This is a genomic window from Flavobacterium tegetincola DSM 22377, from assembly GCF_000425485.1.
Taxonomy (GTDB): domain Bacteria; phylum Bacteroidota; class Bacteroidia; order Flavobacteriales; family Flavobacteriaceae; genus Flavobacterium; species Flavobacterium tegetincola.
The window spans coordinates 61,343-77,400 of sequence record NZ_AUDN01000022.1; the positions used below are offsets into that span (position 1 = coordinate 61,343).

Below are 16,058 nucleotides of genomic sequence, written 5' to 3' on the forward strand. Positions count from 1 at the left end.
CTACTAGTTCAATAATGGACGTACTCTATAACCTGCTTTTTTTAATAAATGCAATACGCCGTTTTCTCCTGCTAAATGTGCGGCACCAACAGCGATGAAACATGATTCTTTTTGCATTAGCGTGGGCAATTTGGTAACCCATTCTCTATTGCGTTTGTCAAGCATTTCATATTTGGTTTTCTTGTTCATTAATTTTTCGTCAATCATTTGCGAATAAAGCATTTCTATATTTTCCTCTTTATAGAAATTTACCGAAGCAGTTGTTTCTGCAATGCTTAATTCTGCTAGCATGCTCAGCATTTCATCAGTAGTGTATGCTTTTTCTATGGTGGAAAGTTGGGACTTAATTTTTTCCAATCCAGCAATTTCCATATTTCGTTTTTTAGCATCGGCTACAAATTCCATTTCATAAAATTTTAAATCAGCACACCCAAAACTTTTCATAGACAAGATACTCATTACTGCTGATAAACTATAGGAATTGAGTTGCTCGATTGAAAGTCCTTCTGTTTTTTTTAAAATTTCGTCTAATTTCGAAAATTGCTTTGCGTTAAGTGCTTTGTCTAAAGGCTCTTTTGCCGCCATCATACTTTGCATCGCAGCTAATTCAGTTGGGTCGGTCATGTCAATTTCTAAAACTAATTTTTTTGAGGATTGGAATGCATTTTTGACCTTTTCTGATAAAAAATAATCGGTAGCACAAATCATGTGAATAGTTCCATACACATAGGAAGGACTCGTTAATCCATTGCCCGAAATTTCCCACAAGAGTGTGTTTTCTAATGCTGTTGATTTCGTTTGAGCTTGATGATTAATACTGTAAAAAAGAGTAATGACAGTTAAAGCTAATTTGAATAAATGTTTCATGATATTGGTTTTTAAAATTGGAATGAATAGGATTATTGAAAATTTGAGGTGGTTATTTACTTAAATACGTTCGAAACCAAGCGGCAAGAGACGCTACAAATAAACACGTCATTATGATTAACAATGCTGTATTGGGTTTGCCTGATATAAAATAATTGATGAGGGAAAAACTGAGTCCTAAAGTGGCAAGTGAAAGAAATACATAATGGAAGATTGTTCCTTTTGACAAAATAGATGTTGGTTTCATAATAGTTTGAATTTTTGATTACCTCTCGTAAGTAGACAAACTATTCAAACGTTACAAAAAAACATAAATTTATTTAAAAGTATCTAAATTTAAAACGCGATTGCAGCGAATGACCCAGATATTCGCACTGTTTATAAGGTTTTGTGACTTCTCTATTTTTTCAAGAATTTGAATTTAAAACTCAAAATTACAGTTTTCACATTTGTAATTATACTTATTGTAGATTGGTAAAGCCATTACTAGAAATGAAAACAAAAATGAAAATAAGGATTTAAAATTTTTTACAGTGGTAAGTAATTGGGCTTTTTCGGTACCACAATTTGGACATTTGATTAATTTTCCCTCATCATCCACTGAAAATTTACTGATTTCAGAAAAGATTTTCACTGCTTTTTCATAGTCTTCGGCTTTAACAAACAGCTTTACCCCGCCAATTGCATTGCTTAAAAAAGGGTCAGAATCGATGGTGTGATTGTCACGCACAAAAACGGCTACGCCTTCCGATTCCAGCTTTGCTTTGTAAATAAACGCCTCGCTTGAATATTGAAATTCACCCACTTTATTGAAAATTTTTTCTTCCATGTTTTTTTGTTTTCTAAAATAGATGTGAACAAAGCAATCCTAATAATTGTGTGATTTCTTTTTCGGAATTAAAACTGTGCAAACAAATTCGCAAGCGTTCTTGGCCTTCAGGAACCGTGGGCGATAAAATGGCTTTTACATTAAAACCTTGACTTTGCAACTGAAAAGCGGTATTTTTTGCATTTTCATTTCCAGGAATTACCGCACATTGAATTGAGGACTTACTTCTAACAAATAATGGTTTTAAACCCAATAACTGTTTTTGCTGATTGAAAATAGTGATGTTATACCGCAGTTTTTCTCGAGCTTCAATGTTTTGTACCAAATGTTGATACGCGACTTGAATGGTAGCTACTGCATGTGGTGAAAGTCCAGTGGTGTAAATCAAACTTCGAGCGAAATTTATCAAATAGGATTTCAATGCATCGCTTCCTAAAATTACAGCTCCATGACATCCTAGACCTTTTCCAAAAGTGATTATTCGTGCAAAAATAAGTTTTTGCAAGTGCAACATTTGTACTAATCCTTCGCCTTGTTCGCCAAAGACGCCTAAAGCATGGGCTTCGTCAACAATGAAGTACGCATCGTGTTTTTTACAAAGACTCGCGATTTCTTCAATAGGAGGTGTATCGCCGTCCATTGAAAAAACAGATTCTGTAACTACGTAAATTGTGGTTTCGGGATTTGATTTGGCTTTTAAAATCAAACGTTCCAAATCCTCGTCGTCGTTGTGCTTGAACTTATAGGAGTATGCGTTCGATAGTTGAATACCGTCCCGAATGGAAGCATGAATCAACTCGTCATATAAAATGCAATCGCCTTTTTGCGGTACAGCACTAAAGAATCCAATATTGGCATCATAGCCAGAATTAAACAATAACGCGTTTTCAGCATCATGAAAAGCAGCGATTTTATGCTCTGTCTCTGTGTATAAATTATGATTTCCTGTGAGCAGTCGAGAGCCTGTGGCGCCATTTTGCTGCAGATTTTTTACAGTTAATAGAGTGTGAACTTCCTCAAAAATGGCTTTTGATTGTGCAAAACCCAGATAATCATTTGATGCAAAATCTATTAAATTAGTGTCAGATCCCAATTGACGCAGTGCATTGTTGGAAATTCTTTTGTCTAATTTGTCCGCTAATCGTTTGGGAAATTTCATGTGGTAAATTTAGGAAAAAAGTAGGAAGATTGACGAAATTTCGCTCAAGATAGAAAGTTTTAGAGACTAATATATTGTAAATAAAATTAATAATTCAAGTGTCTTAAAATCTTTAAAAACCAATGTCATTGATTATTGTAGAGTTTTGATTTGAAAAATCGTTTATTAATTTTATTTTATTCAAATTTGCATAAAAATTGCACTAAAATTCATTACTACAATCTAGTAATGCATAAAACTGAATTCAAATGATACTATCCCTGATTTTAATAATTGTTGGTTTTGTTGCTTTAATTTATGGGGCAAATTGGTTGGTCAATGGAGCTTCATCATTAGCTAAAAAATTTGGCGTTTCTGATTTGGTCATCGGATTAACTATTGTAGCATTTGGAACTTCGGCACCTGAATTGGTGGTAAATTCGGTTGCCTCTGCAGATGGTTTTTCAGATATTGTATTAGGAAATATCATTGGCAGTAATAATTTTAACCTTTTTATTATTCTGGGAATTGCTGCATTGGTGTATCCTATTGCCGTCCAAAAATCCACGATTAAGGGCGAGATTCCAATTTCACTTCTTGTTGCAATTGTATTTTTATTACTGGCCAATAATTTTTACGTTGGTGCTAATTCAGAAATTTCCCGTTGGGACGCATTGGTGATGTTGCTGCTTTTTGGAGGGTTTTTATATTACATTTTTAAGCAGATGAAAAATGAGATACCTGAACACATAGATTATATTCCAAAATCAAATAATGCTATTTTTGGTTTGATTATTCTTGGTTTTGCAGGATTAATTTTAGGTGGAAAGTTAGTAGTGGATAATGCTATTTTGGTTGCCACAGAATTAGGTGTGAGTCAGAAAATAATTGGTTTGACCATCATTGCTGTAGGAACATCTCTACCAGAATTAGTAACTTCGGTAATTGCCGCTATGAAAAAGAACAGCGACATTGCAATTGGAAACGTAATTGGATCCAATGTTTTTAACGTACTTCTTGTAATTCCTGTGAGTACGATGATCAATCCAATTGCGTTTGATTCCGTTTTCAATCAGGATATATACATATTGATTGGAGGAACAATTTTTGTTCTTGGAGCTTTAATTTTAAGCAAATCAAATAAAATCAGTAGGTGGCACGGAATTATACTTTTAGGGTTCTACTTGATTTACACGGGCTATTTGGTTAGTAAAGAGCTGTAAAGAATGTATTCAAGTTAAATTGTGATCCACTGCTAGGATAGAGGTAACGGTTTTAAGCATCAGTTTGCATTTATGAGGTTAAATAAAGGTTGACTTAAAGTTTGCTGCTAAAAAACTTCTTGCATTAATAACAATCAGAATGGAGAAAAAGTCACTTTTACAACTGGCAATCGCCCATAAAAAAAGCGCTTCATTTCTGAAACGCTTTTTACTCCTTCGAGGTAATAAAAATAATCTATATATTTTTAGTCTTCAAGAGCTACTACTTGAGCAGCAACTTTACCTTTTCTTCCTTCTTCTTCTTCGTAAGATACACGGTCACCTTCGCGAAGTTCTTCCGCTCTAATTCCTGATGCATGAACGAAAATGTCTTTTCCTGTTTCTTCGTCTGTAATGAATCCGTAACCTTTAGACTCATTGAAAAATTTAACTGTACCTGTACGCATTGTAATAATAAAAATAATTAATAATGCCACAAATGTAAACTTTAATATCATACAACCAACACGTTATGTTAAAAATTTACAAAATATTTTGCAAAAAAAATAAATCAGGTGGCTTTTCAAGGCAATTTCGGCACGTTGACCACTATTTTTTTTGTTTTCAAAACCAAAAAAGGAAGAGTTTGTATTTATAAGTACAATAAAAAATGAATGCATTCAGCAAGATTGTATCTCGAAATTTGCTGCAAAACACTCTTATTATTTTGGCACAAAAAAAAACCCTTGCTATCGAAAACTCGATTCAGCAAGGGTTTTAATCTTTATTCCACTGTCTTAATACTTAATTCTTAAGTCTTAATACTAATATCTGTAATATTCTGGTTTAAATGGACCTTGAACTTCAACACCAATATACGCAGCTTGGTCGTCACGTAATGTCTCCAATTCAACACCTAATTTAGCCAAGTGAAGCATTGCTACTTTCTCATCTAAATGTTTTGGCAACATGTATACATCATTGTTGTAAGATGCACTGTTTTTCCATAATTCAATTTGTGCCAAAGTTTGGTTTGTAAATGAATTACTCATAACAAAACTTGGGTGACCTGTAGCACAACCAAGGTTTACCAAACGACCTTCAGCCAATAGGATGATGTCTTTACCATTGATCGTGTATTTGTCAACTTGTGGTTTAATTTCAACTTTAGAAGCTCCGTGGTTTGTGTTCAACCAAGCTACTGCAATTTCATTATCAAAGTGTCCAATGTTACAAACGATCGTTTTGTCTTTCATTTGCTCAAAGTGTGTACCAAGAACGATATCTTTATTTCCCGTAGTTGTGATGATGATATCAGCATTTCCAACAACAGTGTTTAATTTTTTAACTTCAAAACCGTCCATTGCAGCTTGCAAAGCACAAATTGGATCAATCTCTGTAACTGTAACAATAGATCCAGCACCTCTAAATGAAGCAGCTGTTCCTTTTCCTACGTCACCGTATCCACAAACAACAACTCTTTTTCCAGCTAACATAATGTCTGTTGCACGTCGAACTGCATCAACTGCAGATTCTTTACAACCGTATTTGTTATCAAATTTAGATTTAGTAACCGAATCGTTTACGTTGATGGCCGGCATTGGCAATGTTCCCGCTTTTACTCTCTCGTATAATCTGTGAACTCCTGTTGTAGTTTCTTCAGATAAACCTTTAATTCCTTCAACTAAATGTGGGTAACGGTCAATAACCATATTGGTTAAATCTCCACCATCATCAAGGATCATGTTTAATGGTTGACGGTCTTCGCCAAAGAATAACGTTTGTTCAATACACCAGTCAAAATCTTCTTCGTTTAGGCCTTTCCAAGCGTACACTTGAATTCCAGCAGCAGCAATTGCAGCGGCAGCTTGATCTTGTGTAGAGAAAATGTTACAAGAACTCCAAGTCACTTCTGCACCAAGAGCAATTAATGTTTCAATTAAAACAGCCGTTTGAATCGTCATGTGCAAACATCCTGCAATACGAGCACCTTTTAATGGTTGTTCATTTTTATATTCTGAACGAAGTGCCATTAAACCTGGCATTTCCGCTTCTGCTAATTCAATTTCTTTTCTTCCCCATGCTGCAAGAGAAATATCTTTTACTTTAAAAGCCACAAAAGGCATTGTTGTTGTACTCATGTATCTAATTTAAGATTATCTAATTTTGATGCAAATTTACAAAATAACTTTTAGAGAACCGTATTTCCGCATTGATTTATGAATTGTTTAGTATTATAAGCCTAACATTCAGAACGATTTAGAGTAAAAATGAGTGTTTTAAAGTTTCGGACGGTTCATTTTATTCAAAAGTTTTTGCATCTTTTAAATGTTTTAGTTCGATTTAAAAAATCTTTGCGAACTTTGCTGTAAACTTATAGTATGAGAAAAATAGAACATATCGGGATTGCCGTGAAGGATTTAGAAGTTTCCAATGCATTATTTGAGAAGCTTTTTGGCGCAGCACCTTATAAATTTGAAGAAGTTGCAAGTGAAGGCGTAAAAACTTCTTTTTTTATGAATGGACCAAATAAAATTGAACTTTTAGAAGCAACCAATCCAGAAAGTCCGATTGCAAAATTTTTAGAAAAAAAAGGTGAAGGCATTCATCATATCGCATTTGATGTGGAAGATATTGTTTCTGAAATAGCACGGCTACAAGAAGAAGGCTTTACCGTTTTGAATCCAATTCCTAAAAAAGGTGCTGATAATAAACTAGTTGCATTTCTTCATCCAAAAGGTACAAACGGTGTTTTAATTGAATTGTGTCAAGAAATTAAAGAGTAGTTCTAACGTCTTTCTGTACTTGTAAAAATTCATTTTTTTTATAAAAAAATAGTTGCACCAAACCGAAAATAGCCGTAATATTGCAACCGCAAGTTTGGTCCTATAGCTCATTCGGTTAGAGCAACTGACTCATAATCAGTAGGTGCTTGGTTCGATTCCAAGTGGGACCACTTTTAAAACCGTAATTATCAATGTGATGATTACGGTTTTTTTTTATGTGCTATTTTTTTTACACAGTTGATTATTAGTTATTTGTGCTTTTAAATTGTTAAAATATCTAAAGTGTATTCGTGCTTTAATCTTGAATTTGATAACTTTAGCATTCGTATTAATTACAAAGAATTGTAGTTCTGAATCAGTTCAATCGTTAAAAAACATTACATGAAATTACATGCCCGAAAGATATTGATTAAAAACATGGTTTGTGACCGTTGCATTTTTGCAGTCCAGCAAATTTTTAATCAACTCAATATTCCCACTGCGGAAATTGTTCTTGGCGAAGTAATTACTGAAAATGATTTAAGTATTGAGGAGTCAAAATCAATTGAGAAGGAACTATTAAAATTAGGGTTTGAATTAATTACGACAAGAGGATCTAAATTGATTGAAGATATAAAGAAAAGTATACTTCAGTATTTAGAAATAGAAACAAAGGTACAGAAGGATTCACTTTCTACATTTATAACTTCTAAACTGCCTTATGATTACAGTTACTTAAGCGATTTTTTTTCTAACACTGAAGGTAAGACCATCGAGCAGTTTTTCATCAATCAAAGAATTGAAAAAGTAAAAGCTTTAATACTTTTTAGACAACTTACTTTTACAGAAATTGCATTTCAAACAGGCTTTAGCAGTGTACACCATTTATCGGCTCAGTTTAAGAAAGTCACTGAAATGACACCTTCTACATTCAAAAAATCAAAAAATAGCACTCGAAAAACTAGGGACTCAATTTAAAAATCCAAAAATTATATACGTTTTGCTTCTATTTACATAAAATGAAGACGGCAACGGTCCTTTATCTTTGTAAAACGAATAATCCTTAAATATTTAATTATGAAAGATACTAAAAACGGATGTAGCAATCCAAACTGCCACTGCAATAATTGTGCTTGTGGCGAAAATTGTAAATGCGGAAGCGGAGTATAAATTTTAAAAAGACTGTTCATTCAGTCTTTTTTTATACGATTTTTTTGTTAATCTTTTTTTATAGCAATTATTAACCGTTATATTTGAAGCTATTAAAAATAAAATCGTTTAATATGAATATGAAACCGATACTTGCCAGCGCTTTTTTAGCTGCAGTCCTTTTTACTTCTTGCAAAAAAGATTTAGAACCTCAAGCAAACTCAGAGACTCCAGTACTTGATCAAAATACTGTTGGAACTGAACCGCAAAATATAGAACAAAGTTTTGAAGTTCAGAACCCCAACCAACAAAATGTACAAGCGCCAAATCCGGTTCAAAACCAAGGCGTAACTACCGCTGCAGGAATGAATCCACCACATGGACAGCCTAACCACCGTTGCGACATCGCTGTTGGAGCGCCTTTAAGTTCTCCAAAAGGAGCAATGCCAACTGCACCAGCGCCAACTATGACACCAACACCACAAGGACAAGCGTCAATAACACCTGTAGACATGGCTTCTGGAACAACGGCTACAAAACCAGGAATGAATCCACCACACGGGCAAGCAGGACACCTTTGCGAAATTGCAGTAGGAGCTCCATTACCTAAATAAAGAATACATCCCAAAAAATATAAAACCTTCAGAAATGAAGGTTTTTTTGTTTGACAGTAAATTGCATTGCAAAAAAAAACCTTGCAAAAATAAATTTACAAGGTTTTTGTGGAGAAGATGGGGCTCGAACCCACGACCTCTTGACTGCCAGTCAAGCACTCTAGCCAACTGAGCTACATCCCCAATTCGCAAACAAATATAGTTTATTTGGTGTATTAAAAAAATACTTTTTATTTTTAATTCAATCAATGCTCTGCCAACCATTTTTCCAAAGAACAAGCCTTATTTAAGCTAAATTTCATAATTTTACATAAAAATTTTAAGCTATGATTGCTACGCAAGAACACGGTTCACTATATACACAAATTGAAAATAAAGTTGCAACAATTGAATTTTCGCATCCCGCAAGTAATTCATTTCCAAGTGAATTATTGCAACGTTTAACAGACGAACTCAATAAAATCTCTGTTAATAAAGAAGTTTCTGTAATTATTTTAAAAAGTGGTGGCGAAAAAGCATTTTGTGCCGGAGCTTCTTTTGACGAATTACTTCAAATTGACGATCTAGAAAAAGGAGAAAAATTCTTTTCTGGCTTTGCCAATGTCATCAATGCCATGCGAAAATGTTCGCAATTAATTATCGGTCGCATTCAAGGAAAAGCCGTGGGTGGCGGAGTTGGTTTAGCAGCAGCTTGCGATTATGCTTTTGCCACAGAAGCCGCATCCATCAAGCTTTCAGAATTGACTATTGGTATCGGGCCTTTCGTTATTGCACCCGCTGTAGAACGAAAAATGGGAATTGCCGCGCTAGCCGAATTAACCATTGCAGGTCACGAATGGCAAAATGCGTATTGGGCAAAGGAGAAAGGATTGTACGCCAAAGTCTACGAAACTGTTGCAGACTTAGACAAGGAAGTGGATTTTTTAGCCCAAAAATTAGCCCATTATAATCCAGATGCACTTTCCGACATGAAAAGAGTGTTGTGGGAAAACACGTCCAATTGGGATGCGCTACTTTACGAAAGAGCGGCAATTTCTGGGACATTAGTGTTGTCTGAATTTACCAAAAACGCATTGTCGCAATTCAAAAAATAATTTTTATTAGGAGCTAATCCGGCTGTCCACTGTATCTTTTTTTAGATTTTTGCGCGGCAAAATCTAAAAAAAGGATGCCGTTTCCATCCGGGCTAAAAATCACGTAACGTATGCCATTATATAAAAAATTCAACATCGGTCAGAGCGCTCAAGTCTACATCTGGCAAATCACGGAATCCTTCGAAGATTTATTTGACGAAGTCTATTTAAAAGACATCAGTTTGGTTCGAGTCAATAACATGAAATCGTTGTCGCACCAAAAAGGATTTCTCTCGGTTCGAAAACTCCTTCAAGAAGCCGGTTATTCTGACGCAGATTTATTTTACGACGAAACGGGCAAGCCCAACCTAATAGATGGAAAATTGATTTCGATCACACATTCCTTTGAGTTTTCAGCTCTGATCATCAGTCAGCAAGTTGCAGGAATCGACCTTGAAATGCAACGCGAAAAAATCATCACGATTGCCGAAAAATACATGGATACGGAATACGACTTCCTTCCAAAAGAGAAAGAACTCGATTTTATCCAAAAAAGCACTGTAATATGGGGCGTGAAAGAGTCTGTTTTTAAGATTGAAAACCAAGTTGGAATCAGCTTTAAAGAGCATATTTCTGTTTTCCCGTTTGAAATGGCGGATGGAAAAACCAGTGCCATTTTAACATTTGAGAATCAAGTAAAAGAGTTTAAAGTTCAATTTGAAATTGTGGAAAATTATATTGTTGTGGTTGCTTTTGAGAAGTAATTACCTCCGACTATTAAACATATTTAAAAACAACATCGTACTCATTTTCCGAGCACGACGTTTCAGCGTATCCGCATTTTCGCCTTCAAAAAGTTCGTCAATAGTAGCAAACCAATAGTTGAGCCATATGCCAAATTCATGCGTAGAAATAACGCCACCTGAATTTCGGTCGACTTCTATGTGTGCTTCAATTGGATTTCCGCTGTAATTTCTTCCTCCAAAAAGGTTCATTTCCCAGAAATTGGTGAGCTTTTCGAGGTGTTCGTCCCAATCTTTAATCACGTCGTTAAAGAAAGGCCCAATTTCGGTATCGGTTCTGATTTTTGCATAGAAGGAGTGCACCAGTAAAGCAACGTCCTCGCGGTTTTCGATGTTTTTCATTGTATAATTATAGCATTGACAATGATAAAGAAAACACTTGACACCACACTCGCAATTACCAAATTAAAAAATTATACGTGCCGATAATTGTGCAAAAATTGAGGTATTTACACTCATGCAAATCAAAACAATTAAGGAGAGTTGGATCATTTGTATCGGACTAGTTCCGTGCGAAAGTGTGTACATTGCAGCAGCAGAACCTAGACAACTTTGTCCAATAATGGCTAATGTAGCGTAGGCAAAAAAGTTGTATTCAAAACTTTTTAAAGCATTATCATATAATTTCATAGCAGTTAAATTTATTTGATTACAAATTTAACTACACATGCCGCTTTTCATTTATGACTTGAATCACAATGCTACATTTCTCGATACACTTTTCTATTTATGATTTTTAGCAAGCGCTTTTTTTCTAAAGATTTAATGGTACGAATGACGGTTTCTACGCGAAGTCCCGTCAAGTCGCCAATTTGTTGTCGGGTAAAATCTACGAGGTAGCCATTTGTGTCTTTATTTAAATTAAAGTGTTTGATGGCATAATCAATGAATTGCAATACGCGATGTTCCGGATCTTCCGAAGCAATTTCGGCAGACATTACCGCCTTGTAATGCAATCTTTGAGCAAGATTTTCAATGATAGAGAGGGATTCCGCAGGGTTTTCTAATAGAAGTTTTTTAAACAGTTCTTTTTTGATAGTTAGAATAACAGCATTCTCGGTAGCAATGGCATTGGCAGGATACAGTCGGTCTACAAATAATGGCGGCTCGCCAAAACTTTCGCCCGTCTTAAAAAAACCTTGAATGAATTCCTTTCCTTCCTCATTGTAATTGTTCATTTTTACTTCACCTGAAATGATTTGGTAATAATAATGCGCATGAGTGTTGACTTCAAAAATCACATCTGACTTTTCATATTGTTTTTCAACAGCTCCGTATTGTTCTAAAAGTTCCTTTTGTATCATCGCATTTTTTATTTCAACCTTCACAAAGATAAATCTTTTAAAATTTGAATTTTGATTCAAAAAAAACCGTTAGTTTTGCTTGAAATGAATGTAAATACGACCAAAATTTATTCAGAAATCGTAACTGCTTTTGTAAACAAAAAACGTTTGTTGGCTATATTATTGGATCCAGATAAAATTGATTTCTATGAAATAAAACAACTGGCTGAAAAGATCAATCTATCGCCAGCTACGCATATTTTTATTGGCGGCAGCCTCGTTTTTTCTGAAGCTATTGAACAGCTTATTGAAGAAATTAAAAAGCTTATCCAATTACCGATTATTCTTTTTCCCGGTCATCCTTCACAAATTGTAGAAAATGCAGACGGAATTTTATTTTTGAACTTACTGTCCGGTCGCAATCCAGATTATCTAATCGGTCATCAAGTGAAAGCGGCTCCCGTATTAAAAAAAATGAATTTTGAAGTCATTCCCACGGCATACCTATTAATTGAAAGTGGCGGAAAAACGGCTGTTGAAGTAGTGAGTAAAACCAATCCGATATCGCGACACGATAGTACTGAAGCGGTTGCCACTGCTCAAGCCGGCGAATTAATGGGGAATAAATTAATTTATCTCGAAGCAGGAAGTGGGGCAATTCAATCTGTCCCAGAAGAAATGATTCAGAAAGTTGCAAAATCGGTTGCAATTCCAGTCATTGTTGGCGGTGGAATTAGAACTAAAAAAGCATTGGATTTGGCGTATCAAAATGGAGCCACAATGGTGGTTATTGGAACTGCATTTGAAGTTAATATAGAATTTTTTAATCAAATTTCACATGATTGAGTTTTTTTTAGAACCGTATAAAAATACACCTAGAGCCGATATAATAATTGAGATTATCGTTTTTATTTTTGGAATTGCCAGCGTCTGGTATGCAAAAAAAGAGAACATTTTGGTGTATCCGACAGGTTTAGTGGCCACAATTTTAACGGTGTATTTGCTGTACAAAGCAGGCTATTTTGCCGACATGACGATCAATGCCTATTTCACGATTATGAGTATTTATGGATGGTTCAATTGGTCCAGGACAAAAAATGATGTTTCGGTGTATCAAATTAGTAGAACGAATAATAGGCAAAAAATTATTGGACTTGTATTGTTTTTTGTGACAATTGTGGTGATGTATGGCGTCTATAAATTCTTTGATCGACCAATTTTGGAAGAAAATTATATTGATATGGTTACTTCGGGAATCTTTTTTACCGGAATGTGGTTCATGGCAATCAAGAAAATTGAGAATTGGACACTGTGGATCATTGGCGATCTAATTTCCATTCCACTGTATGGTTACCGCGGTTTAGGTATTTTATCTTTGCAATTTCTTATATTTACTGTTCTCGCAGTAATGGCGTACATCGAGTGGAATAAAATTATTAACGAAAGAGAACAAAACGAGAGAAGAACCAATGGATAAAGAACAAATTTTATCAGAAGTCACTTTTAAAGCGGTCCGAAGCAGCGGAGCCGGAGGTCAGAACGTGAATAAAGTTTCATCAAAAGTAGTGTTGAATTTTGACGTTGAAAATTCTAAAGGTTTGTTTGAAGACGAAAAACCATTGGTGCTTTCCAAACTTTCTACACGTTTGACTAAAGAAAATATTCTCATTTTAAATTGTGACGAAGACCGAAGTCAGTTTAAAAACAAAGCTATTGTAACCAAGCGTTTTTTTGATTTAATTACTCAAAGTTTGCATATTGAAAAAATTAGAAAAGCTACCAAAATTCCTAAATCGGTAATTAGAAAAAGGTTGAAAGACAAAAAGAGTATTTCTGAAACGAAGAAGAATAGGAAGAGACCTGATTTTTAGAATAATTTTTTGCTAAAATCTCCATTAGCTTTTCATATAACTTTGTACTACTTTTACCCCGTCTCAAAGGGGTGCTGTAATGGCTGAGATTATACCCGTGGAACCTAGAACAGGTAATGCTGTTTAGGGAAAAGATGAAAGGCTAAAGTATACATTAGTTTTTTGTCGAGAAAATCCAACACCATTTTATTAACAATTGAATAATTACCCCTTTTATTCGTAATCTATTTTACGAATGAAAACTTTATTATTTGCAGGTTTACACAAACCTTTTTCTAAACAGCGCTTGTTTTTCTACAGTCTGTCGCTATTTTCTATGTGCTCTTTTGCACAAAATGTTCCTCAAGATTCCACGAAAGTCAATGAATTGGATGAGGTCATGGTAAGAGCCGTTCGAGCAAGTGACAAAACACCAATGCCTTTTAGCAATCTATCCAAAAAAGAATTACGTGAGCGGAATTTGGGGCAAGACATTCCCATGTTGCTGAATTTTCTACCTTCCGTAGTAACCACTTCGGATGCGGGAAATGGTTTTGGTTATACCGGAATTCGCGTTCGAGGAAGTGATGCGAGTCGCGTCAATGTTACCGTAAATGGAATTCCATACAATGATTCTGAAAGTCAAGGTACATTTTGGGTCAACATGCCCGATTTTGTTTCGTCTGTTGAGAATGTTCAATTGCAACGTGGTGTTGGAACTTCAACAAATGGAGCGGGAGCTTTTGGCGCAAGCCTAAATTTACTGACGGATGCTGTAAATCAAGAATCTTCAGGAGAAATATCCAATTCTTTTGGAAGTTTTAATTCCAGAAAACATACGGTAAAATTTGGAACGGGATTGATGAACAATCATTTTGAATTGGCGGGACGTTTGTCAAACATTCACTCTGACGGTTTCATTGATCGAGCAGAATCTGACTTGAAATCCTATTTTTTACAAGGAACTTTTCTAAAGAACAATACCTTAATCAAAGCTTTGGTTTTTGGTGGAACTGAAAAAACGTACCAATCTTGGAACGGAATTGAAGATTTGGACAAACTTGAAAACGACCGAACTTACAATACTTCCGGAGAATACATTGACGATGATGGAAAGTTGCGTTTCTACGATAATGAAACAGATAATTACAACCAAGACCATTATCAATTGCACTGGAATCAAAGATGGAGCGACGCTTGGAGTTCTAATTTTGCGTTGCATTATACGAAAGGTTTGGGATATTACGAAAACTATAAGAAGAAACAGAAATTAGTGGACTATGGCTTGGAACCTCAAATCATTAATGGAGATACCATTACTAAAACAGATTTAATCAGAAGAAAATGGTTGGACAATGATTTCTACGGGACCACTTTTTCATTGAATTACAAGAAAGAAAAAGTAGACTTTATTGTTGGTGGAGGCTATAACCGTTATGAAGGGAAGCATTCGGGAAATGTATTGTGGACGAGAAGTGTAATTCTTTCGGAAAATAATTATGAGTTTTACAACGATTTTTCTACCAAAAACGATTTGAATGTTTTTGCAAAATTAAATTACGCATTGACATCAAAATGGAATCTTTTTGGAGACATGCAGTACAGAAATGTAAGTTACACCGCAAACGGAGCCGAAACGGGTTTAGTGGACGATACGTTTGATTTTTTCAATCCCAAAGCGGGAATTACGTATACAGTTAATGAATATAACAACATCTACTTTTCTTATGCTCGCGCAAATCGGGAGCCAAACCGTAATGATTACGAAGGAGGAAATCCAAAGCCTGAAAAGATGAATGACTTTGAGTTGGGATGGCGTTACAATGCAGCAAAAGCAAAAATAAACATCAATGCCTATTGGATGAAATACCAGGATCAACTCGTATTAACGGGAGGTTTGAACGATGTTGGAGCACCATTACGAACTAATTCGGGCAAAAGTTATCGTTTAGGTTTTGAAGTAGATGCTGTAATTGCTTTATCAGACAAGTGGATTTTGAGACCAAATATGACGATTAGTTCTAATAAAAATCAAGATTTTGTATTTGAAAGAGACGGCGTTTTGCAGAATTTAGGCGATACCGATATTGCGTTTTCGCCGAATTTAATTGCAGCACATGCCGTGACATTTCTGCCTATCAAAAACATGCAAATTTCATTATTATCTAAATTTGTTGGCGATCAATATATGGGAAATATAGATTCCAAAAATTCAAAATTAGAAAGCTATGCGGTAAATGACTTGAGTGTCTCCTATGAAATTAAACCAAAATCAGTGTTCAAATCAATTATAGTGACTGGATTATTGAATAATATCTTTGACTACAAGTATGAAAGCAATGGGTATTTCTACACGTTTGATGATGAAGGTATCAATCCTGGAAGTATTTCTACTGTTGAAGGAGCGGGTTATTATCCACAAGCTGGAATTAATTTCTTGGCGGGAATAACGTTACTTTTTTAAAACTTCAATATTATAAATTAA

The 16,058-nt window shown here is 35.0% G+C and carries 19 protein-coding genes and 2 tRNA genes; 11 read left to right on the forward strand and 10 right to left on the reverse strand.

The window, feature by feature from the left end:
- Positions 1 to 3: 3 nt before the first annotated feature.
- The 4 genes from H602_RS0105605 to H602_RS0105615 form a co-directional block, all read right to left on the reverse strand.
- A complete protein-coding gene (locus H602_RS0105605) occupies positions 4 to 867 on the reverse strand; it encodes a TraB/GumN family protein (protein WP_026977141.1) in 864 nt (287 codons plus the stop codon).
- Positions 868 to 919: 52 nt separating this feature from the next.
- Positions 920 to 1,114, reverse strand: a complete 195-nt coding sequence (locus H602_RS19830; RefSeq protein WP_157504929.1) for a hypothetical protein — start codon at positions 1,112 to 1,114, stop codon at positions 920 to 922.
- Positions 1,115 to 1,288: 174 nt separating this feature from the next.
- Entirely contained in the window at positions 1,289 to 1,696 is a 408-nt protein-coding gene (locus tag H602_RS0105610) for a putative signal transducing protein (protein WP_026977142.1), read from the reverse strand.
- 13 nt (positions 1,697 to 1,709) lie between these two features.
- Positions 1,710 to 2,855, reverse strand: coding sequence for an aminotransferase class I/II-fold pyridoxal phosphate-dependent enzyme (locus H602_RS0105615; RefSeq protein ID WP_026977143.1), 1,146 nt, complete (start codon positions 2,853 to 2,855; stop codon positions 1,710 to 1,712).
- Between the two features lie 248 nt (positions 2,856 to 3,103).
- On the opposite strand from H602_RS0105615, the gene H602_RS0105620 reads away from it, so the two are divergent.
- Positions 3,104 to 4,057, forward strand: a complete 954-nt coding sequence (locus H602_RS0105620) for a calcium/sodium antiporter (RefSeq protein ID WP_026977144.1) — start codon at positions 3,104 to 3,106, stop codon at positions 4,055 to 4,057.
- A gap of 245 nt (positions 4,058 to 4,302) precedes the next feature.
- Here H602_RS0105620 and H602_RS0105625 read toward each other — a convergent pair whose 3' ends face one another.
- Positions 4,303 to 4,503, reverse strand: coding sequence for a cold-shock protein (locus H602_RS0105625; RefSeq protein ID WP_026704702.1), 201 nt, complete (start codon positions 4,501 to 4,503; stop codon positions 4,303 to 4,305).
- A 357-nt stretch (positions 4,504 to 4,860) separates the two neighbouring features.
- The gene (gene ahcY, locus H602_RS0105640) at positions 4,861 to 6,177 is read right to left on the reverse strand and encodes an adenosylhomocysteinase (RefSeq protein WP_026977145.1); all 1,317 of its coding nucleotides are present in this window, start codon (positions 6,175 to 6,177) and stop codon (positions 4,861 to 4,863) included.
- 240 nt (positions 6,178 to 6,417) lie between these two features.
- Between ahcY and mce the strand changes: the two genes are divergently transcribed.
- The 4 genes from mce (at position 6,418) to H602_RS19285 (ending at position 8,564) form a co-directional block, all read left to right on the forward strand.
- Positions 6,418 to 6,822, forward strand: coding sequence for a methylmalonyl-CoA epimerase (mce, locus tag H602_RS0105645; protein WP_026977146.1), 405 nt, complete (start codon positions 6,418 to 6,420; stop codon positions 6,820 to 6,822).
- Positions 6,823 to 6,918: 96 nt separating this feature from the next.
- Positions 6,919 to 6,992 (forward strand) — tRNA-Ile (locus H602_RS0105650).
- Between the two features lie 211 nt (positions 6,993 to 7,203).
- Complete coding sequence (locus H602_RS0105655) at positions 7,204 to 7,779, forward strand: helix-turn-helix domain-containing protein (RefSeq protein WP_026977147.1); 576 nt, start codon at positions 7,204 to 7,206, stop codon at positions 7,777 to 7,779.
- Positions 7,780 to 8,090: 311 nt separating this feature from the next.
- Positions 8,091 to 8,564, forward strand: a complete 474-nt coding sequence (locus H602_RS19285) for a hypothetical protein (protein ID WP_245574922.1) — start codon at positions 8,091 to 8,093, stop codon at positions 8,562 to 8,564.
- A gap of 109 nt (positions 8,565 to 8,673) precedes the next feature.
- Here the strand turns inward: H602_RS19285 and H602_RS0105665 are convergent.
- Positions 8,674 to 8,747 (reverse strand) — tRNA-Ala (locus tag H602_RS0105665).
- A gap of 143 nt (positions 8,748 to 8,890) precedes the next feature.
- Here H602_RS0105665 and H602_RS0105670 point away from each other — a divergent pair.
- Positions 8,891 to 9,658 (forward strand): enoyl-CoA hydratase/isomerase family protein, encoded by a 768-nt coding sequence (locus tag H602_RS0105670; RefSeq protein ID WP_026977148.1) that lies wholly within the window; start codon positions 8,891 to 8,893, stop codon positions 9,656 to 9,658.
- Between the two features lie 110 nt (positions 9,659 to 9,768).
- Positions 9,769 to 10,401 (forward strand): 4'-phosphopantetheinyl transferase family protein, encoded by a 633-nt coding sequence (locus tag H602_RS0105680; RefSeq protein ID WP_026977149.1) that lies wholly within the window; start codon positions 9,769 to 9,771, stop codon positions 10,399 to 10,401.
- Here the strand turns inward: H602_RS0105680 and H602_RS0105685 are convergent, their stop codons facing one another.
- The 3 genes from H602_RS0105685 to H602_RS0105695 all read right to left on the reverse strand — a co-directional run bounded on the left by H602_RS0105685 (position 10,402) and on the right by H602_RS0105695 (position 11,744).
- Complete coding sequence (locus H602_RS0105685) at positions 10,402 to 10,782, reverse strand: group III truncated hemoglobin (protein WP_026977150.1); 381 nt, start codon at positions 10,780 to 10,782, stop codon at positions 10,402 to 10,404.
- 63 nt (positions 10,783 to 10,845) lie between these two features.
- Positions 10,846 to 11,070 (reverse strand): hypothetical protein, encoded by a 225-nt coding sequence (locus H602_RS18225; protein WP_245574923.1) that lies wholly within the window; start codon positions 11,068 to 11,070, stop codon positions 10,846 to 10,848.
- Positions 11,071 to 11,141: 71 nt separating this feature from the next.
- The gene (locus H602_RS0105695) at positions 11,142 to 11,744 is read right to left on the reverse strand and encodes a Crp/Fnr family transcriptional regulator (protein ID WP_026977151.1); all 603 of its coding nucleotides are present in this window, start codon (positions 11,742 to 11,744) and stop codon (positions 11,142 to 11,144) included.
- A gap of 51 nt (positions 11,745 to 11,795) precedes the next feature.
- Between H602_RS0105695 and H602_RS0105700 the strand changes: the two genes are divergently transcribed.
- The 4 genes from H602_RS0105700 (at position 11,796) to H602_RS0105715 (ending at position 16,037) form a co-directional block, all read left to right on the forward strand.
- The gene (locus tag H602_RS0105700; RefSeq protein WP_342663479.1) at positions 11,796 to 12,569 is read left to right on the forward strand and encodes a phosphoglycerol geranylgeranyltransferase; all 774 of its coding nucleotides are present in this window, start codon (positions 11,796 to 11,798) and stop codon (positions 12,567 to 12,569) included.
- Complete coding sequence (gene pnuC / locus H602_RS0105705) at positions 12,562 to 13,200, forward strand: nicotinamide riboside transporter PnuC (protein WP_026977153.1); 639 nt, start codon at positions 12,562 to 12,564, stop codon at positions 13,198 to 13,200. Before H602_RS0105700 ends, pnuC begins: the two co-directional genes overlap by 8 nt.
- Positions 13,193 to 13,594, forward strand: a complete 402-nt coding sequence (gene arfB, locus H602_RS0105710; protein WP_026977154.1) for an alternative ribosome rescue aminoacyl-tRNA hydrolase ArfB — start codon at positions 13,193 to 13,195, stop codon at positions 13,592 to 13,594. Before pnuC ends, arfB begins: the two co-directional genes overlap by 8 nt.
- A gap of 235 nt (positions 13,595 to 13,829) precedes the next feature.
- Positions 13,830 to 16,037, forward strand: a complete 2,208-nt coding sequence (locus H602_RS0105715; RefSeq protein ID WP_026977155.1) for a TonB-dependent receptor — start codon at positions 13,830 to 13,832, stop codon at positions 16,035 to 16,037.
- The last annotated feature ends 21 nt before the right edge of the window (positions 16,038 to 16,058 follow it).